Genomic DNA, 17,036 nt, shown 5'->3' on the forward strand with positions numbered 1-17,036 from the left:
CTTAAAACATGAAAAAGCTCAGGAGGCATCATGGACGTTAATTACGGTCTTATAAATGGTTTGCAAAACTACACCGGAATGACCGGGTTGTTTTCTATAATCATTGTTATTCTCAGCATTATTCTGGTGTGGTTTGTACTGCAAGAGGTGAAATGGGAAGCTTTTTTTCGTTTTCCAAAGAGTCCAAAGGCCCGTTTGTTTCAAGTATTTGTTGCTATTATTATGGGTCATTTGTTAGCAAAATTCATCTTGGAATATTGGGGCTACACCGTTCTTCTCAAATCGTTTGTCGAATAACAAAAGCGAAACATGTCAACAATGGGTAATACATGACGGTCTCAAAAAGCCGATGGCTTGCGAATAGGTATAAATCAGGAACCGTAATCGTACCGGGAACGTAGTTTTTTCGTGAAAAAGAGACGTTTTTGGAGAAAAAAGTCATAAAATGCGCTGGGAATGACATGTAAAAAATGGTAATAATATAACGCTTGTCGATTGGTGTAATTGAGTGATAAGATGAAGGTTGGGTAAAGTGAGATAAACCTTTTTTTTCACAAATAGGAAATAGAAAATGCAGTTCGCGGAGGGAACCAAAAGATGACCAAAATTATCGTCCGCGGAGGCCAGCGTTTGAAGGGAACGGTCCGTGTTAGCGGAGCAAAAAATGCAGTACTCCCCATTTTAGCGGCCTCATTATTGGCGACAGAAGGAGACAGCGTCATCTATGACGTACCCCTCCTCGACGACGTTATGACGATTCAGAAGGTGCTTGCCTCATTAGGCGCACAATTATCCTATAATAATGAAACGATGCGCATTACAGCGCAGACCATTACGACTTATGAAGCTCCTTATGAGCTTATTCGAAAAATGCGGGCATCCTTCTTAGTTATGGGTCCTCTTCTTGGTCGGATAGGCAAGGTAAGAATTTCGTTGCCTGGCGGCTGTGCGATCGGCACTCGTCCGATTGATCAGCATTTGAAGGGCTTTGAAGCGATGGGCGCTGAAATTACGCTTGGGCAGGGCTTTATCGAAGCCAGCACAAAGACGCGTCTTAAGGGTGCGAAAATTTACCTAGACGTAGCCAGCGTAGGCGCAACGGAAAATATTATGATGGCAGCTGCTTTAGCAGATGGCACAACGATTCTTGAGAATGCAGCCAAAGAACCGGAAATCGTGGATTTGGCCAACTATATCAATGCTATGGGCGGCAAAGTTCGTGGCGCTGGTACAGGAGTTATTCGTATTGAAGGCGTGGACCGGATGTATGGCGCAGCCCATAATGTAATTCCTGACCGTGTTGAAGCAGGCACGTACATGATTGCGGCCGCTATTACAGGCGGTGACGTATTCGTTGAAGGTGCAATTTCTGATCATTTGACGCCGGTAATCTCTAAGCTGCAGGAAATGGGCGTAGAAATTACGGAGAGCGATAACGGAATTCGTGTACAATCGAGCAAGCAATTGAAATCGGTTGATGTGAAAACATTGCCGCATCCAGGTTTCCCAACAGATATGCAATCTCAAATGATGGCTCTTCTCCTCGTATCTGAGGGAACAAGCGTTGTAACGGAAACGGTTTTCGAAAATCGTTTTATGCATGTCGAGGAATTCCAGAAGATGAACGCTCAAATTAAAGTCGATGGACGTACAGCTATCGTTAATGGCGGTATGCCGCTAACGGGTGCAAAGGTATGCGCTACCGATTTAAGAGCAGGAGCAGCACTTATTTGTGCGGCTTTGCGGGCGGAAGGCGAGACTGAAGTAACAGGTCTGCATCATGTGGATCGCGGTTATGTTAACATTACAGGCAAGCTTGCAGCTCTTGGGGCTGATATTCATCGTATTGAGCTGATTAGCGAGGAAGACACGGCGGCAAGCAAGCCATCCGTTTCGGTCCAAGTTACATCGGCAGTGCGTGATACAGCTGCTGTAGTGGCGATCTCTTCAACGTCTTCTGATGTGGATACAGCTGCTTCCTTTAAGCGTGAGAAAGAGGTTGCGGTTCTCAAAGTTCAGCCGACGTGGGCTTAATTCCCGTTAAGAACAAGATAAAGAAGCTGTTTCAAATAAGTCGCAAAGGGCTTATCTGAAACAGCTTCTTTTTGTTTGGACAATCTATACTTTTGAATTATTTATTAAGTATAATAAGGCTAACCATTTAGCTATAATGGTTACTACTACTGCAATAAGCAAAGGGGCGGCCATGGCAACGATACACGATGTGGCAAAAATAGCGAACGTATCCGTGACGACGGTTTCCCGCGTTTTAAACAATCGGGGTTATATTAGTGAAGCAACGAGAGCGAAGGTTTATCAAACGATGGAGCAACTAAATTACCAGCCTAATGAGATTGCCCGCTCTTTACTAAGAAAACAATCTAACGTCATTGGTCTTATTATACCTAGTGTAGCTCATCCTTTTTTTAGCGAGCTCGCGAATCACATAGAAAACTATGCTTATGAGCTTGGCTTCAAAATGCTGCTTTGCAATTCCCAGCTTGACCCGCAGAAAGAAAAGGATTATATCGAAATGCTGAAGCGCAATCGTGTGGATGGCATTATTATGGGCAGCCATACGCTTCAGGTCGATGAGTACAAACATTTGAACTCGCCAATTGTCACGATTGATCGTCAGATCAGCAGTGAAATTCCATATATTTCTTCCGATAATTATGCAGGCGGGAGCCTTGCGGCACAATTGCTGGTTAGTGAAGGCTGCAAAAAAATTGCGCATATATGCGGTAATTTGGAGCTTCATTTACTCGCAAATCAGCGTACAGAAGCGTTTCAAGCCGTGATGAAGGAGAAGAGGATCGAGCATGTCATCATTCAGACTGATATGAATGTGTTTGATCAACTCCAGTACGAGCAAATTATACATCAGCTGTTTCAGGATCATCCCGATCTGGATGGCATTTTCGCAACGAGTGATATTATTGCTGCTTTTGCAGTTAAAGAGTGTGTGATCGCCGGCAAACGAATCCCGGAGGATGTGAAAATTATCGGTTACGACGATATTAGCGCAGCCAGATGGCTCACGCCGGAGCTGACAACGGTGAAACAGCCGATTGCAGAAATTGGGAAAATGGCGATTGATTTGATTATGAAGCAGATGAACGAGGAAGCTTTCGAATTCGAAAATATTTTACCGGTTGAACTGATTAAACGAGCTTCTACATAGATTAAAAAAACGTGAAAAACCCAAGTGCAGCAAGGGTTTTTTATTTTTTTAAAAGTTATGTCAATCGTTTAACATGTCAAACGATTGACATACTCTTATTCACAATTATATAATACGTTTTGTAAGCGGTTTACACGATCGKTAAATCGTCTTTCAATCTTTTTCAATCTCAAAAAATTGGGGGCAATCAAATGAAATCATTGAAATGGATGCAAGCGATAGCATTATCGCTAATGGTAGTTATGGTTGTAACGGCATGTGGCAATTCGAATAATGCGGGATCGTCTAATGGAGGTTCTGCAGTAAAGATATCGTTGCTTAACTCGAAGGGCGAGATTCAAGCCCAGCTCGAAGAGGCTGCGAAAGTATTTAAAGAGGATAATCCTAACATTACGCTTGAAATTATACCGGTACCGGCAGGACAGTCCCCTTTTGAGAAAGCGTCTGCGCTTTATGCATCAGGAAACCCGGCTACCATTACGATGCTCGATACAGGAGATGTTGAGAAATTCAAGGATCGTGTTCTTGATCTTAGCGGTGAGAAGTGGATGGCGGATGCCGTTGACCGCAGCACGGCGCTAACGACATTTGATGGTAAAAACTACGCTTTCCCGCTTGCAGTTGAAGGTTATGGTTTTATTTATAACAAAGCGGTAGTAGATCAAGCGGTAGGCGGAACATTTGATCCAGCAACGATCAACACAACAAGCGCACTTGAAGAGCTGTTCAAGAAAATCGAAGCTTCAGGTAAAGCTCCGCTTATTATCTCACCGATGGATTGGTCGCTGGGAGCACATTATTTGCCGCTGGCTTACGCAGGTCAATCAGCTGATACGGCTGCAGTTGCAAAGTTCATAGACGATTTGAAGGCTGGATCAATCGATTTAGCTAGCAATACGGTTTTCAATGGACTAATGGATACGTTCGACATCATGGCAAAATACAATATCGACAAAGCTTCCCCATTGTCCGGTACCTATGAGCGTGGTCCAGAGGTGCTGGGTAAAGGTGAGGTAGGCATCTGGTTCCAAGGGAACTGGGCTTGGCCGCAAATTAGCAGCTTTGATACGGCAAGCGGACAATACGGCTTTCTACCTGTCCCTATAAGCAACAATCCGGACGATTTTGGCAATACACAAGTGTCTTCTGCGGTTTCGAAGCGTTTGGTCATCGACAAGGAAAAAAATACGGCTGAGCAGCAGGCTGCTGCCAAAACGTTTTTGGAGTGGATGGTATACAGCGAGAAGGGGCAAGACTTCCTCGTGAACAAAGCAAATATTATTCCGGCGTTCAAGAACATTACACTTGAAGCCAAAGATCCGCTTGCAAAGTCCATTTCTGAACATATCGCAAACGGCAAAACAGAGGATTCCATCAGCACGCTGCCAGCTGACCACTGGGCTAAGCTTGGCGCATCGATGCAGAAATATTTAGCAGGTGCTGCGGATCGTGCGGAGTTGACGAAAGATATTGTGGAGTATTGGAAGACGGTTAAATAATCCTTAATAGCTTATAGAAGGCTTACCCCGCCAAACGACGGGGTAAGCTGTTTACTCCTTATCGTATTTTGACTTACAAAACCATGCTTGAATGTGAGGGATCATGATGATAACGGAAAAAGGGCTGTGGAATCGATTGCGATTGCGGCTGCTGTTTACCGGACCGACTTTGTTTGCTTTTCTTGCTGTAATGATTATTCCATTCTTGTATGGGATTTATTTGACCTTTACGAATTGGGATGGCATATCGACGACAAGCAGTTTGGTTGGATTTGAGAATTACGTAGCGGTATTCAAGGATGCTGTTTTTTGGAAATCATTTTTGCTTACGTTAAAATATGTTTTTATTTCAGTTGCTCTTATTAACGTAGTTGCGTTTTTGCTAGCCTACGTATTAACGAGAGGATTGAAGGGGCAAAGTATTTTTAGAGCAGGCTTCTTTATTCCCAACTTGGTAGGCGGCATTGTACTCGGCTTTGTATGGCAATTTATTTTCTCGAATGTACTCGTGTATCTAGGCAAAGAATGGGGTATTCCGTTATTCAGCTCCTCATGGCTGGCTGACCCGGACAAAGCATTCTGGTCGATGATTATCGTCACGGTATGGCAATATGCCGGTTATATGATGGTTATTTATGTAGCTGGGCTTATGAATGTACCTAAGGATATTTTAGAGGCAGCAAGTATTGATGGTGCGAGCCTATGGACGAAAATGCGCAAAATGATTTTGCCGCTGATGGTTCCATCGTTTATCGTCTGTATTTTCCTATCACTGCAAAGATGCTTTATGGTTTATGACCTGAACGTTTCACTCACAAAAGGCGGACCGTTCAAAAGTACGGAAATGGTATCGATGCATGTATACGAGAAGGCATTTCTATCGCGGGATTATGGCGTAGGCCAAGCAGAAGCATTTGTCCTGTTCCTGCTTGTGGCGACGATTACCATAGCACAGGTTTATTTTAGCAAGAAGCTGGAGGTTGAGGCGTGATGGAGAAAAAGAACCAATGGCTCGCATGGACGAAGTTCATCGCCCTCTTCGTTATTTTAGTTCTGTTCGTCGTTCCTTTCTTTATGCTGCTCATCAACTCATTTAAAGAAAACAAGGTAATCACATCAAGTCCGCTTTCCTTGCCGGATAGCCTAAGCTTCACGAACTATACAAATGCATTTGAAAAAATGAATTTCATATCGGCATTTATGAACTCTATAGTCATAACTGTGCTTAGCGTTGTGCTTATCTCTATTTTAGCTGCAATGACGGCTCATTATTTTGTGCGAAACCAAACAAAAACGAACCAATATATGTTTTTCCTTATGGTTGCGGCTATGATCATACCTTTCCAAGCCATTATGATCCCTCTCGTCAAAATATACGGAACCATTGGTCTTCTTAATAGCAAATGGGCCCTTATTTATATGTATGTCGGATTTGGCAGTCCGCTGGCCGTCTTTATTTATCATGGGTTTGTAAAAAGCATACCAGCCGAGCTGGAAGAAGCGGCGCTTATCGATGGCTGCACGCGGACGCAAACTTTCTTCCGTATCGTATTTCCGGTGCTTGCTCCGACGACGGTTACGATTGCCATTTTGAATGTATTATGGATTTGGAATGACTTTTTATTGCCTTCCCTCGTGTTAATTTCGCCGGATGAACGGACACTGCCGTTGTCTACTTTCTATTTCTTCGGTACGTATTCGGTTGATTATGGACCATTAATGGCAGGGCTTATGCTGACCATATTGCCTGTGCTTGTTGTCTACTTGTTTGCGCAGAAATATATTATCCAAGGAGTCATGCAAGGCTCAATTAAATAATAAGTAAGGGTTGGATGCTTTATTTTGTATACAAGAGAAAATGCCGACACATTTATTGCAGAACGCAAGTATTTGTTGAAAGAGGAATACCGCCTTGCTTATCATTTAATGAGCGAGTTTGGTTGGATGAATGATCCGAATGGTTTTGTTTATTATAACGGTGAATACCATATGTTCTATCAGCATTATCCCTATCAGCCCGTATGGGGGCCTATGCACTGGGGACATGCGGTTAGCCATGATCTCATCAAGTGGAAGTACCTCCCGGTTGCACTTGCGCCCGATCAGGACTATGACCGTGACGGCTGCTTCTCTGGCAGTGCTGTTGAGCGGGATGGCAAGCTGTATTTGATGTATACGGGACATTTGATAACGGGCCCTAATAGAGAGCGTGATTATAGTCAAAATCAAAATATCGCAGTTTCCGACGATGGCATCCATTTTGAGAAGCTGGCTAGCAATCCTGTCATTGGTTCAGACCAAATACCGTCAGGATTCAGCCAGAAGGATTTCCGAGATCCAAAGGTATTCGAGCGCGACGGTGTTTATTATGCCGTTTTAGGGTCAAATGATGGACGGGGCAGCGGGCTTATTTTGCTGTATCGTTCAACGGACCTTGTGAGTTGGAGTTTTAGCGGGGAAATCGCGCGCAGTGATGGGAAGCTTGGCGACAACTGGGAGTGTCCTGATCTGTTTGAGCTCGGAGGGCGTGACGTGCTGGTGATGTCGCCGCAGCGTATGCCTGCGCAAGGAGATGACTATCGTAATCTGCATTCCACTACCTATATGATTGGACACTTGGATATTAAGCAAAGCAGCTTTCAGTATGATCGGTATGAGCCGGTTGACTGCGGCTTTGATTTTTATGCTCCGCAGACAACCGTTGATGAAAAAGGCAGACGCATTATCATCGGCTGGATGGAGGCATGGGAACAAGAAATTCCGACGCAGCTTGGGCATTACTGGGCCGGCGCTATGACTTTGCCGCGCGAAGTTATTTTGCAGGGTGAGTCGTTATTGTTCAAGCCGCTTGAGGAAATGAAAAATTACCGGAAAAATGCTTATGAGGCAAGCGATATTAACTTATCAGATGTTGTTGAAGATATGGGAGTTAGCGGCGATTGTTATGAGCTGGAGGTCGTGTTCCAGGCAGATCAAGCCAAGGAATTTGGTTTGAAGCTGAGGGTGCACGGCGAGGAAGAAACCGTATTGTCTTATCAGCAAGCAGAAGGCAAATTCCGTTTTAATCGCGATAAGTCAGGGATTGGTCTTCGCGGTGAGCGCAGGACGAGTGTTGAACTGAAGGATGGTTTGCTGGCTTTGCGCATCTTCGTCGATAAATCCTCCGTCGAGGTGTTCATTCAAGGCGGTGAGAAGGTGATGACAGGCCGTATTTACCCAGGTACTGAATCTCTCGGCATATTCGCCTACGCAGAAGGTGCTTGTACTATGGTATCCTTTAAAAAATGGGACATCAGCTAGGGGGGCTTAATCTGTCTAAACTATATACGATTGGTGAAGCATTAATTGATTTTATTCCGGATACTCGCGGCATTGAGCTCAAAGATGTCGTTGGTTTCACGAAGGAAGCAGGCGGCGCTCCAGCTAATGTTGCTTGTGCGGTTGCGAAGCTAGGCGGCAGCAGTGCCTTCATAGGTAAGCTGGGTAAAGATGCTTTCGGTGACTTTCTCTTGGAAACGATGAAAGCGTCAGGTGTTGATACTCAGCATGTGCTCCAAACGAATGAAGCAAATACTGCTCTTGCGTTTGTAAGTTTAAAAGCCGACGGGGACCGCGATTTTTCTTTCTACCGAAATCCAAGTGCCGATATGCTGCTTTCAGAGGATGAGATTAACGAAGAGTGGTTCGCTAAAGGAGATATTTTGCACTATTGCTCAGTAGATCTTATTGAGGCTCCTGTGAAATATGCGCATCTCAAAGCGATTGCGGGGATGAAAGCAGCAGGAGGACTCATCAGCTTTGATCCTAACGTGCGCCTGCCGCTATGGGCAGATCATGAGCAGTGCAGACAAACGATACTGCAATTCATTCCTTTGAGCCATCTTGTCAAAATAAGCTCGGATGAGCTTGCTTTTGTGACGGGAATTGAAGACGAGAAAGAGGCTATTGCTTCTTTGTTTGTCGGAGACGTTCAAGCTGTTGTATACACAAAGGGAGCGGATGGTGCGGTGTGGTATACGTCTTCCTACGAAGTATCTACTCCTGGCCAGAAAGTAGCCGTTGTGGATACGACTGGGGCTGGCGATGCTTTTATTGGAGCGCTGCTGTACCAGATGCAGCGAAGTGAAGAAGCGTTAAGCGAAATGAATGCCGATACGGCCAAACGTTTGGTTTCGTTTGCGAACGCCGCCGCTGCTCTTACGACAACAAGAGCAGGCGCGATTTCGTCGCTGCCTGTTTTGCAGGAGCTTCCTCCTATGTAATCAACACTGTATCTATTTAGAGAGTATGTTTTTTCTCGCCAATTCGGGAGAATGAAACATACTCTTTTTTTGAATGGATAACTGAATGGCTATAAGTCCTCGCAAACGTTAATAAATGTGCATGCAAGTGAAAGTTTGTAATTGGGTAAGCACTTGTCATAGAATGAATTAAAATAATGGTTTTGGCAGAACGAAGGGTGTGTTGTCCATTGGCTACGATGAAAGTCATTGTTGCAGAAATCGAAAAAGAATTAGAAGTAAAAGAAATAGAAATTAAGGGAAACATCTATGACGCATTAGATGAAATAGCTGAAGGCAACGTAGAATCTATCACGATATGGAATGATGTTGTTTTATGGTTTAACATGGATTTGCAGTCCGATGGGTCAGCATTCAATTTCCATCTGACCGAGAAATCGCGAATTAGAAACCAAGATGAATACGAGCCTAAAGTATCCGTTATTGGAAATGCTATTTTCACTGGAACGGATGAAGATGGTGAACCCGTTGGAATGACGGAGGACGAAATTAAGGCTGTCATGAGTAACTTCATTGACCGCAAAACATACCACCAATTCACTAGAATATAAAGAATGAGGGCGGAGAGGGATCTCCGCTCTTTTTTAATTCCGTTAATATCGTTATTCAGTAGGAACCCTGTTATTACTGAACTTTTGCTGCCTTACGTAATCTTTTACATCATACGCCTGCTCCCTACTGAACACTAGATGGGGGCTTTTTGTCGTCAAGCTTGTTCATCTTCCGTTCATTTTTGAATGCTATAGTCGATCTCACTAAGACCAATGGAAGGTGGATTAAAGCAGATGAAGAAGTGGACGATAGGGCTCGGCATTTTAATCATTTTAGCCGCGGCTGGAGCAGGTGCCTATTATTTTTATTTTGCTAAGGATAAGGAAGCAGCAGGTGTAATGCCTACGTCTCTGACGGTGCAGGCGACAAAAGGGTCAATCGTAAAACAAATTAGCGGGACAGGCTCGGTAGCAGCTAATTCGAGGGAATCGGTGACTGCTGGCAAGAGCGGCACCATAGCTACTGTGAATGTCAAAAAAGGAGATAAGATTAAAGCGGGACAAATTCTTGTTACCTTTGAGTCTGCGGACGACAATGATGACAAAATTAAATCGATCAATAAAAGCATCACAAAACTACAAGAAACGATTACTGAATACCAACAAAGCTATAAGGAAGCAACGGGCACTGAAAATGAAGAGGCCACGAAGGCATCGCTTCAAAAGAATATTGAAAATGCAAACGATGAGATCGCAGACTACCAGGATCAACTACAAGATATCTATGAAGCACAAGCAAAAGAGGAAAAAGTAGTGACAGCCTCCATAGATGGCGAAGTTACCGAAATGTCTATTGAGGTAGGCGATGAGGTGAATGCCAATACGGCAATAGCTACAATTGTAGATTATACGAAGCTAGAATTTGTGACATCTGTGGATGAGCTTGATATATCTGCTTTAAAGGTTAATCAATCGGCAGATTTGTCCTTAAGCGCGCTGACTGACAAGAAGATCAATGCAACCGTATCGGATATTGCGATGGAGGGTACTTCCAATAACGGTTCATCTTCATTTGAAGTGAACTTATTGCTAAAGAACATTGAAGGCGTGAAGGCGGGGATGTCTGGTGAGGCAGCCATTACAATTGCGTCTAAGGAAAACATCATTCTTGTACCAGTAAATGCTGTCGTCGAAATGGGCACAAGGTCTTTCGTTCGTATTCCGTCTGAAAATGGCGGAGCGGGTACATCGGCAGGCGCTGGACAGGCTGGGCAGCAGCAAGAAGGGGCAGCTGCTCCTGGTGGAGCTGTAGACGGGAAACAAGGAACGGCGACCGGACAAGGCAATACAACAAGCGGAGCACAGAAAGCTCCGACGGGGGGAACGGGAACAGGAGCTGTGAGGCAAGGTGCTCAGGGTGCGCAAGGTAATGGTTCAAGAGCAGTCGCAGGCCAATCCATTGCAGCTGATGGAACGGCTTCAGCAGGTCAATCGGGAGCAGGTCGCGCAGCCGCTGGTGGCGGATTTGCAGCTGGCGGTCGTGGCGGCCGCATGCCGGATGCGCTTGGCGGCCAACTGGTTGAGGTGACCACAGGACTCAGCAATGAAAATTTTGTGGAAATTGTCTCAGGGCTAAAAGAAGGGGACAGTGTGCTTGTTCCGATTGCCCAAGGAACGGCTGGCATGGGCAGCAGCTCTGCGGAGATGACAATGCGGCAGGGCGGCTTTGCTGGCGACGTAATGGTCTTCCCAGGAGGCATGGGCGGAGGAATGCGGACTGGAACAGGTGGTCCACGATGAGTTCAACGCTGAATGCTCCATTAATAGAAATGAACAAGATCACGAAGTTTTATACGATGGCGCGTGAAAAAATGACAGTGCTCCATGAGGTCTCACTTACGGTTGCACGCGGTGATTTTCTAGCCATCGTGGGTCCATCCGGCTCTGGAAAATCGACGCTTATGAATATTATTGGCTGTCTTGATTTGCCGAGCGAAGGAAGCTACAAGCTTGAGGGGCTTGAGGTGACTGGACAAAGCGATAATAAACTGACAGAAATACGAAATAAAAAAATTGGATTTATTTTTCAAGGGTATCATTTGCTTCCGAAGCTCACAGCACTTGAGAACTGCGAGCTTCCGCTTATTTATCGGGGGCTGCCGGGCAAGGAGAGACGTATGCGTGCGATGGAAGCGCTGGATAGAGTAGGGCTCGGTGATCGTATGAACCATCGCCAAAACGAGCTGTCGGGCGGGCAGCAGCAGCGTGTTGGCATTGCACGCGCTCTGGCGACTAATCCGCCCATACTGCTTGCCGATGAACCAACAGGTGCGCTTGATTCTAAGACAGGCATGGAAGTGCTCAATATGATGGATGAACTGCATCGCTCAGGTCAGACTATCGTTTTGATTACACATGATATGGAAGTAGCCAAACGAGCAAGCCGTACGGTCATTATTCGGGATGGGGTGTTGACGGAGCGGGAGCAAGAGAGGAGGGACAGCGATGAAGCTTACGCAAGGTCTCAGGATGGCAGTCAAGAGCGTCTTATCCAACAAGCTTAGAACAATATTATCGATGCTCGGTATATTGATTGGTGTTGCAACGGTCATTGCGCTTGTTGCTATGGGAAAGGCTTCCTCCAATGAAGTGGCTAAGCAGGTATCTTCCCTTGGCAGCCCTAACTCGCTCTCCGTTAATATACTTGGACGTGGAACAGTTACGACGCTGTCAGTCGATGAAGCGAATGAGCTTGGTGATGTTATGAATATTGCGGGTGTTGCGCCTGTGACGAGCACAACAGGATATGCGAAATACGGCAAGACGCAGGTATCCGTTACCGTAGAAGGAATAACCGCCGCTTATGAGGAAGTGAAAAGCTTTCCCGTACAGGATGGCAGGTATATCGCCTCTCCAGATATAACAAACAACACAAAGGTTGCGCTTATTGGTGTGGAGACCGCGAAGGATTTATTTGAGGATGAGAGAGTGGACCCTGCGGCGGCAGTAGGGAAAAAGATAACTATTAACGGTTATAATTTCACGATTGTTGGATTGCTGGAATCGCAAGGAAGCTCACTCAGCGGCTCAAATGACGAGAAAATATTAATTCCGATAACGACAGCTCAGAAAATATTTCAAACAAGCGGTGTTTCTACTATTAACTTAATTGTCTCGGATATAGATCGTATGGCTGCGACGGTTACTGCCGTAGAAGCTGTTCTCTATGAGAAATTCCGAGGCAATGAGAATGCCTACAGGGTGTTTAATCAAGAGGAAGCGATGAAAACACTAAATTCCGTTAATGAAACGATGAACAGGCAGCTCATTTATGTAGCGATCATTTCTCTTATCGTAGGTGGAATCGGCATCATGAATATTATGCTAGTGTCTGTAACAGAGCGAACGCGAGAGATTGGCATTCGTAAATCATTGGGAGCAAAAAAGCGGGATATTATGTTTCAATTTCTAGTAGAGGCGGTGTGCATCAGCGGTTTGGGAGGCGCACTAGGAATTGGACTTGGATATATCGCCTCTTTTATTATTGGAATGATTATGAAGACGGAAACGGAAGTACCTTTAGATACTGTATGGTTAGCTTTTGTCTTCTCTGCCCTCGTAGGCGTTATATTTGGCTATCTGCCTGCAAATAAAGCGGCAGGTCTGCGTCCGGTTGACGCGCTTCGCCATGATTAGACTTTAAGGTTCTACCCTATTATTTGTGCTCATAGAATGAACCATCAGGATCGGATTAAGAGAGAGGGGGGCGGCGGCAGCTGCTTCCTGCTTCCTTTTTCCGGCCAAGATGGAAGGAGAGCACATGAGGCGAAGAAGAGGGACGTTTTCAATAGTTTCGATGATCGATCGTATACGGACAAGCAGACCGATGGCCTTGTTTGCAATCGGAGCGATGCTTGGTGCTTCTGTCATTCTAGTAAGACTTTCAGTTGATGAGCTTCGCGATGCGCAGGCTGCTAGGTCTTTAACAGACAATGCTGCTATTAAAGCGGGCAGCCAAGCGATACCGAAAACGAGCGTGTTGGATGATGCGGATGCGCTCATTCCATCTTCTGAAAATGATCTTTTAAATCGGCCAACGGCTGGTGATGGGAAGAATGGAGAAACGCTGGATGCGATTGATCGTCTTGTCATTCGTGTTTATTTGACGAAGGAAAAGCGGATAGAGCGAGTTCCGCTTGAAGCGTATGTTCGCGGTGTAGTAGCTGCGGAAATGCCAATCGGATTCGAGCTTGAGGCGTTAAAGGCGCAGGCCATTGCGGCTCGTACGTATATGATTCGTAGAATTGTTCTTGGCAATGACAGCGGAGTACCGGTAAAAGGAGCGGATGTGACGGACACAACCGATCATCAAGTGTATATTTCAGTTGCAGAGCTCGCAGCCAAATGGCCAAAGAATGAGCAGAAAAACAATATGAGCAAGCTTAATGAAGCGATCCTTCAGACGAAGGGCAAGGTTATCACTTATAAAGGCGAACCGATAGATGCCGCTTTCTTCTCTACCAGCAATGGATTCACCGAAAACTCGGAGGACTATTGGTCGCAAGAAATTCCATATTTGCGCAGTGTGGCAAGCCCATGGGACAAAGAGCTGTCGCCGAAATATAAAGAAACGATCAAGCTGTCACTGAACGAGTTTTACAGAAAGCTGGGGGTAGCAAAGAAGAACTCTGCCAAACCCTCCATTCGTGTAATAGAGAAGACAGAAGGAAATCGAATCAGCAAGATTATTATAGGAGACAAAACGTTCACAGGCCGAGAAGTGAGAGAGCTGCTAGGACTTGCTTCCTCTCAATTTATTTGGAATATAAAAGATAAATCGATATCCATAACGACTTTTGGTTATGGGCATGGCGTCGGCATGAGCCAGTGGGGAGCCAATGGAATGGCGCAATCAGGGGCAAAAGCCGAAGCTATTCTGGCTCATTATTATTCTAGCGTTCAAGTGGAACAAGCTTCGAAGCTATCGGAAGAGCTGAGAGCTCGCTCGTAATTTGAACTCTTTCAATATTTCGTATTCACCTCACGTATAAACCTAGCAGATCTGGTAACAATGGCTAGTGAGGTGATAGAAAATGAATGATCAAAATCAAAGTAAACCGAAGCAAAGACCAGAAGAAACTCCCAAAACTGTTCTGGGAGGAACGTCTGCCGCCAAATCTAGCAGTGGATGGAAGAACCTTTTTGCAAAGCGATGGGTATCTCCAGCAATCTTCATGGCCGCGGCAGCAATTATCGTAACCTTAATGTGGATCTATCAGGGGGCGGATACAAAACCGACAGCGACAACAGGAAAAACCGAGCCTTCTGAAGTTACACAAGGGGAAGCGTCAGGAACGCAAGGCAAGGATGAAGAAGTGCAAGAAGTTATTGCTGCCAATGAATCGATCCATTGGCCGCTAACTGACAAAACAGTGCTTAAAGAAGAGCTTCCATTCTACGATGCAAAAGCAAGTGACGCAGAACGCGAAGCTGCATTGATCCAAACGGGTGACAAGTTCTCTCCTCATATGGGTATCGACTTTGTTGACCCAAATGGAAAAACATTTGATGTGCTTGCAGCATTATCAGGCAAGGTTACTTATGTGGAGCAGCATCCAACTAACGGCAACTCCGTCGAAATCACACATGAGGGCGGTCTAGTGACTGTTTACCAAAGCTTAGCGGATGTAACAGTTAAAGAAGGCGATGATGTTACGCAAGGAACAATAATCGCAAAAGCCGGTCGCAATGATTTGGAACGCGATTTGGGCATCCACCTTCATTATGAAACAAGAAGCAATGGCAAGGCGATAAACCCAAGCTCGTTAGTGCAAGAGTAATACAAGTTAAACCATAACGTCAGGTTAGTAAAAAAATAGGACTTTAGTCGTACAGGCGGGGAGCAATTCCCTGCCTGTTTTACGTTTTTATGAAAATTTATTCACATTCCTGCCTGTCAAGCTTGGCCACAACGAATATATACGGTGCCTACTCATATAATGTACCAAACTATCTCGAGTAGGGAGGCGGGAACGTGCACGATTACATTAAGGAGCGAACCATTAAAATAGGCCGCTGCATCGTGGAAACGAAGCATACGGTGCGGACGATCGCCAAGGAGTTTGGTGTGTCTAAAAGCACTGTGCACAAGGATTTAACTGAGCGGCTTCCTGAAATAAACCCCGATTTGGCCGATCAGGTAAAGCACATTCTCGAGTACCACAAATCGATTAGGCATCTGAGGGGAGGAGAAGCGACCAAAATTAAATATAAAAAAACGAGTACAAAAAAGCGTGAAGTACTCGCAGCAGGAAAGCATTGAAGTTTTTTCACGAATTATAGAGGAATTTTGTCTTTTTTGGCGAATAATAAACGTTAGCGGTTTCTGTGTCAAGGGAACCAAATGTACGTTTTGTAATTATTATTCGTTGGGGGACTTAAGCCTTATGTTGAGCAAGGATATTGGGATTGATCTTGGTACTGCTAATGTATCCATACAYGTAAAAGGAAGAGGCGTTGTTCTCGATGAGCCTTCTGTAGTTGCCATTGAGAGTGATTCGAAACGCGTGCTGGCAGTTGGCGAGGAAGCGCATCGCATGGTAGGCAGAACGCCGGGCAATATTATTGCGATTCGTCCGCTGCGTGATGGTGTTATTGCGGATTTTGAAATTACGGAAATTATGCTTAAAGCATTTATTGATCGCGTGGAGGGACGGAAATGGTTTAGCCGTCCCCGCATTCTTATCTGTGCTCCAACCAACATTACTTCTGTAGAGCAGAAGGCTATTCGTGAAGCTGCAGAACGCAGCGGAGCAAAAGAAGTATTTCTTGAGGATGAACCAAAAGCCGCTGCGATAGGGGCTGGAATGGATATCTTCCAGCCTAGCGGCAATATGGTCGTTGACATTGGCGGAGGCACGACAGATGTAGCCGTTCTTTCTATGGGCGACGTTGTCACTGCCTCCTCCATTAAAGTCGCAGGGGACAAGTTTGACGATGCGATTATGAAGTTTATCAAGAACAAATACAAGCTTCTAATCGGTGAAAGAACAAGCGAGGATATTAAAATTAAAATTGGTACTGTGCTAGAGGGCGGAAAACAGGAAGAGATTGATATTCGTGGTCGCGACATGGTTTCAGGCCTTCCTCTCACATTAACGATTCGTTCAGGAGAAATTCGTGAGGCGCTTTGGGATTCCGTAATGTCCATCGTATCGGCTGCTAAGGCTGTGCTGGAACGCACGCCGCCTGAGCTGTCAGCGGACATTATTGACCGTGGTGTTATTTTGACAGGTGGAGGCGCTTTGCTTGGCGGACTAGATTCGCTTCTAGCAGAAGAGCTTAAAGTGCCTGTGCTTATTGCGGAAGATCCGATGCACTGCGTCGTTAAGGGAACCGGAATCCTTCTAGATAACTTGGACAAGCTCGGGAAGAAGTAAAGACCGTATGCGGCTTATATAATAGATGATTTGCGCGGGTAGGGAGCCTTAGGGGGGCGTAGCCGAGGCGTAAATGAGTCATAGGTCGCATGGACAAGCTATTCAGGCAGCCTTGCTTTCAA

Annotated in this window: 16 protein-coding genes; all 16 read left to right on the top strand. The window is 45.3% G+C overall.

Annotated elements, in window-relative coordinates; all coding sequences use genetic code 11:
• The first annotated feature begins 30 nt into the window (after positions 1-30).
• Positions 31-297 carry a DUF1146 family protein gene (locus AC1DPK_RS20735; protein WP_076266234.1) on the top strand — a complete coding sequence of 89 codons (267 nt, stop codon included), beginning with the start codon at positions 31-33 and terminating at the stop codon, positions 295-297.
• 300 nt (positions 298-597) lie between these two features.
• Positions 598-2,034: a UDP-N-acetylglucosamine 1-carboxyvinyltransferase gene (murA, locus tag AC1DPK_RS20740; protein WP_477511482.1), complete on the top strand. Its 1,437-nt coding sequence runs from the start codon at positions 598-600 to the stop codon at positions 2,032-2,034.
• Between the two features lie 172 nt (positions 2,035-2,206).
• Positions 2,207-3,184 carry a LacI family DNA-binding transcriptional regulator gene (locus AC1DPK_RS20745; protein WP_477511483.1) on the top strand — a complete coding sequence of 326 codons (978 nt, stop codon included), beginning with the start codon at positions 2,207-2,209 and terminating at the stop codon, positions 3,182-3,184.
• Positions 3,185-3,375: 191 nt separating this feature from the next.
• The gene (locus AC1DPK_RS20750; RefSeq protein WP_477511484.1) at positions 3,376-4,683 is read left to right on the top strand and encodes an ABC transporter substrate-binding protein; all 1,308 of its coding nucleotides are present in this window, start codon (positions 3,376-3,378) and stop codon (positions 4,681-4,683) included.
• Positions 4,684-4,789: 106 nt separating this feature from the next.
• The gene (locus tag AC1DPK_RS20755; protein ID WP_441874703.1) at positions 4,790-5,674 is read left to right on the top strand and encodes a carbohydrate ABC transporter permease; all 885 of its coding nucleotides are present in this window, start codon (positions 4,790-4,792) and stop codon (positions 5,672-5,674) included.
• Positions 5,674-6,501: a carbohydrate ABC transporter permease gene (locus tag AC1DPK_RS20760; protein WP_477511545.1), complete on the top strand. Its 828-nt coding sequence runs from the start codon at positions 5,674-5,676 to the stop codon at positions 6,499-6,501. The genes AC1DPK_RS20755 and AC1DPK_RS20760 overlap by 1 nt, the downstream gene beginning before the upstream one ends.
• Before the next feature lie 24 nt (positions 6,502-6,525).
• A complete protein-coding gene (locus AC1DPK_RS20765; RefSeq protein WP_477511485.1) occupies positions 6,526-7,983 on the top strand; it encodes a glycoside hydrolase family 32 protein in 1,458 nt (485 codons plus the stop codon).
• Positions 7,984-7,994: 11 nt separating this feature from the next.
• Entirely contained in the window at positions 7,995-8,945 is a 951-nt protein-coding gene (locus AC1DPK_RS20770; protein WP_477511546.1) for a carbohydrate kinase family protein, read from the top strand.
• 218 nt (positions 8,946-9,163) lie between these two features.
• Complete coding sequence (locus AC1DPK_RS20775) at positions 9,164-9,535, top strand: DUF3846 domain-containing protein (protein ID WP_477511547.1); 372 nt, start codon at positions 9,164-9,166, stop codon at positions 9,533-9,535.
• Positions 9,536-9,769: 234 nt separating this feature from the next.
• Entirely contained in the window at positions 9,770-11,275 is a 1,506-nt protein-coding gene (locus AC1DPK_RS20780) for an efflux RND transporter periplasmic adaptor subunit (RefSeq protein ID WP_477511486.1), read from the top strand.
• Positions 11,272-12,039 (top strand): ABC transporter ATP-binding protein, encoded by a 768-nt coding sequence (locus AC1DPK_RS20785; protein ID WP_477511487.1) that lies wholly within the window; start codon positions 11,272-11,274, stop codon positions 12,037-12,039. Before AC1DPK_RS20780 ends, AC1DPK_RS20785 begins: the two co-directional genes overlap by 4 nt.
• The gene (locus tag AC1DPK_RS20790; protein WP_477511488.1) at positions 11,981-13,171 is read left to right on the top strand and encodes an ABC transporter permease; all 1,191 of its coding nucleotides are present in this window, start codon (positions 11,981-11,983) and stop codon (positions 13,169-13,171) included. The genes AC1DPK_RS20785 and AC1DPK_RS20790 overlap by 59 nt, the downstream gene beginning before the upstream one ends.
• Positions 13,172-13,295: 124 nt before the next feature.
• Positions 13,296-14,486, top strand: coding sequence for a stage II sporulation protein D (spoIID, locus tag AC1DPK_RS20795; RefSeq protein ID WP_477511489.1), 1,191 nt, complete (start codon positions 13,296-13,298; stop codon positions 14,484-14,486).
• Between the two features lie 82 nt (positions 14,487-14,568).
• Positions 14,569-15,315: a peptidoglycan DD-metalloendopeptidase family protein gene (locus AC1DPK_RS20800; protein ID WP_477511490.1), complete on the top strand. Its 747-nt coding sequence runs from the start codon at positions 14,569-14,571 to the stop codon at positions 15,313-15,315.
• A 194-nt stretch (positions 15,316-15,509) separates the two neighbouring features.
• Positions 15,510-15,797: a sporulation transcriptional regulator SpoIIID gene (gene spoIIID / locus AC1DPK_RS20805; protein ID WP_054025430.1), complete on the top strand. Its 288-nt coding sequence runs from the start codon at positions 15,510-15,512 to the stop codon at positions 15,795-15,797.
• A 124-nt stretch (positions 15,798-15,921) separates the two neighbouring features.
• Entirely contained in the window at positions 15,922-16,914 is a 993-nt protein-coding gene (mreB, locus tag AC1DPK_RS20810) for a rod shape-determining protein MreB (RefSeq protein WP_477511491.1), read from the top strand.
• The last annotated feature ends 122 nt before the right edge of the window (positions 16,915-17,036 follow it).

It is taken from the genome of Paenibacillus sp. 01T424, from assembly GCF_056398745.1.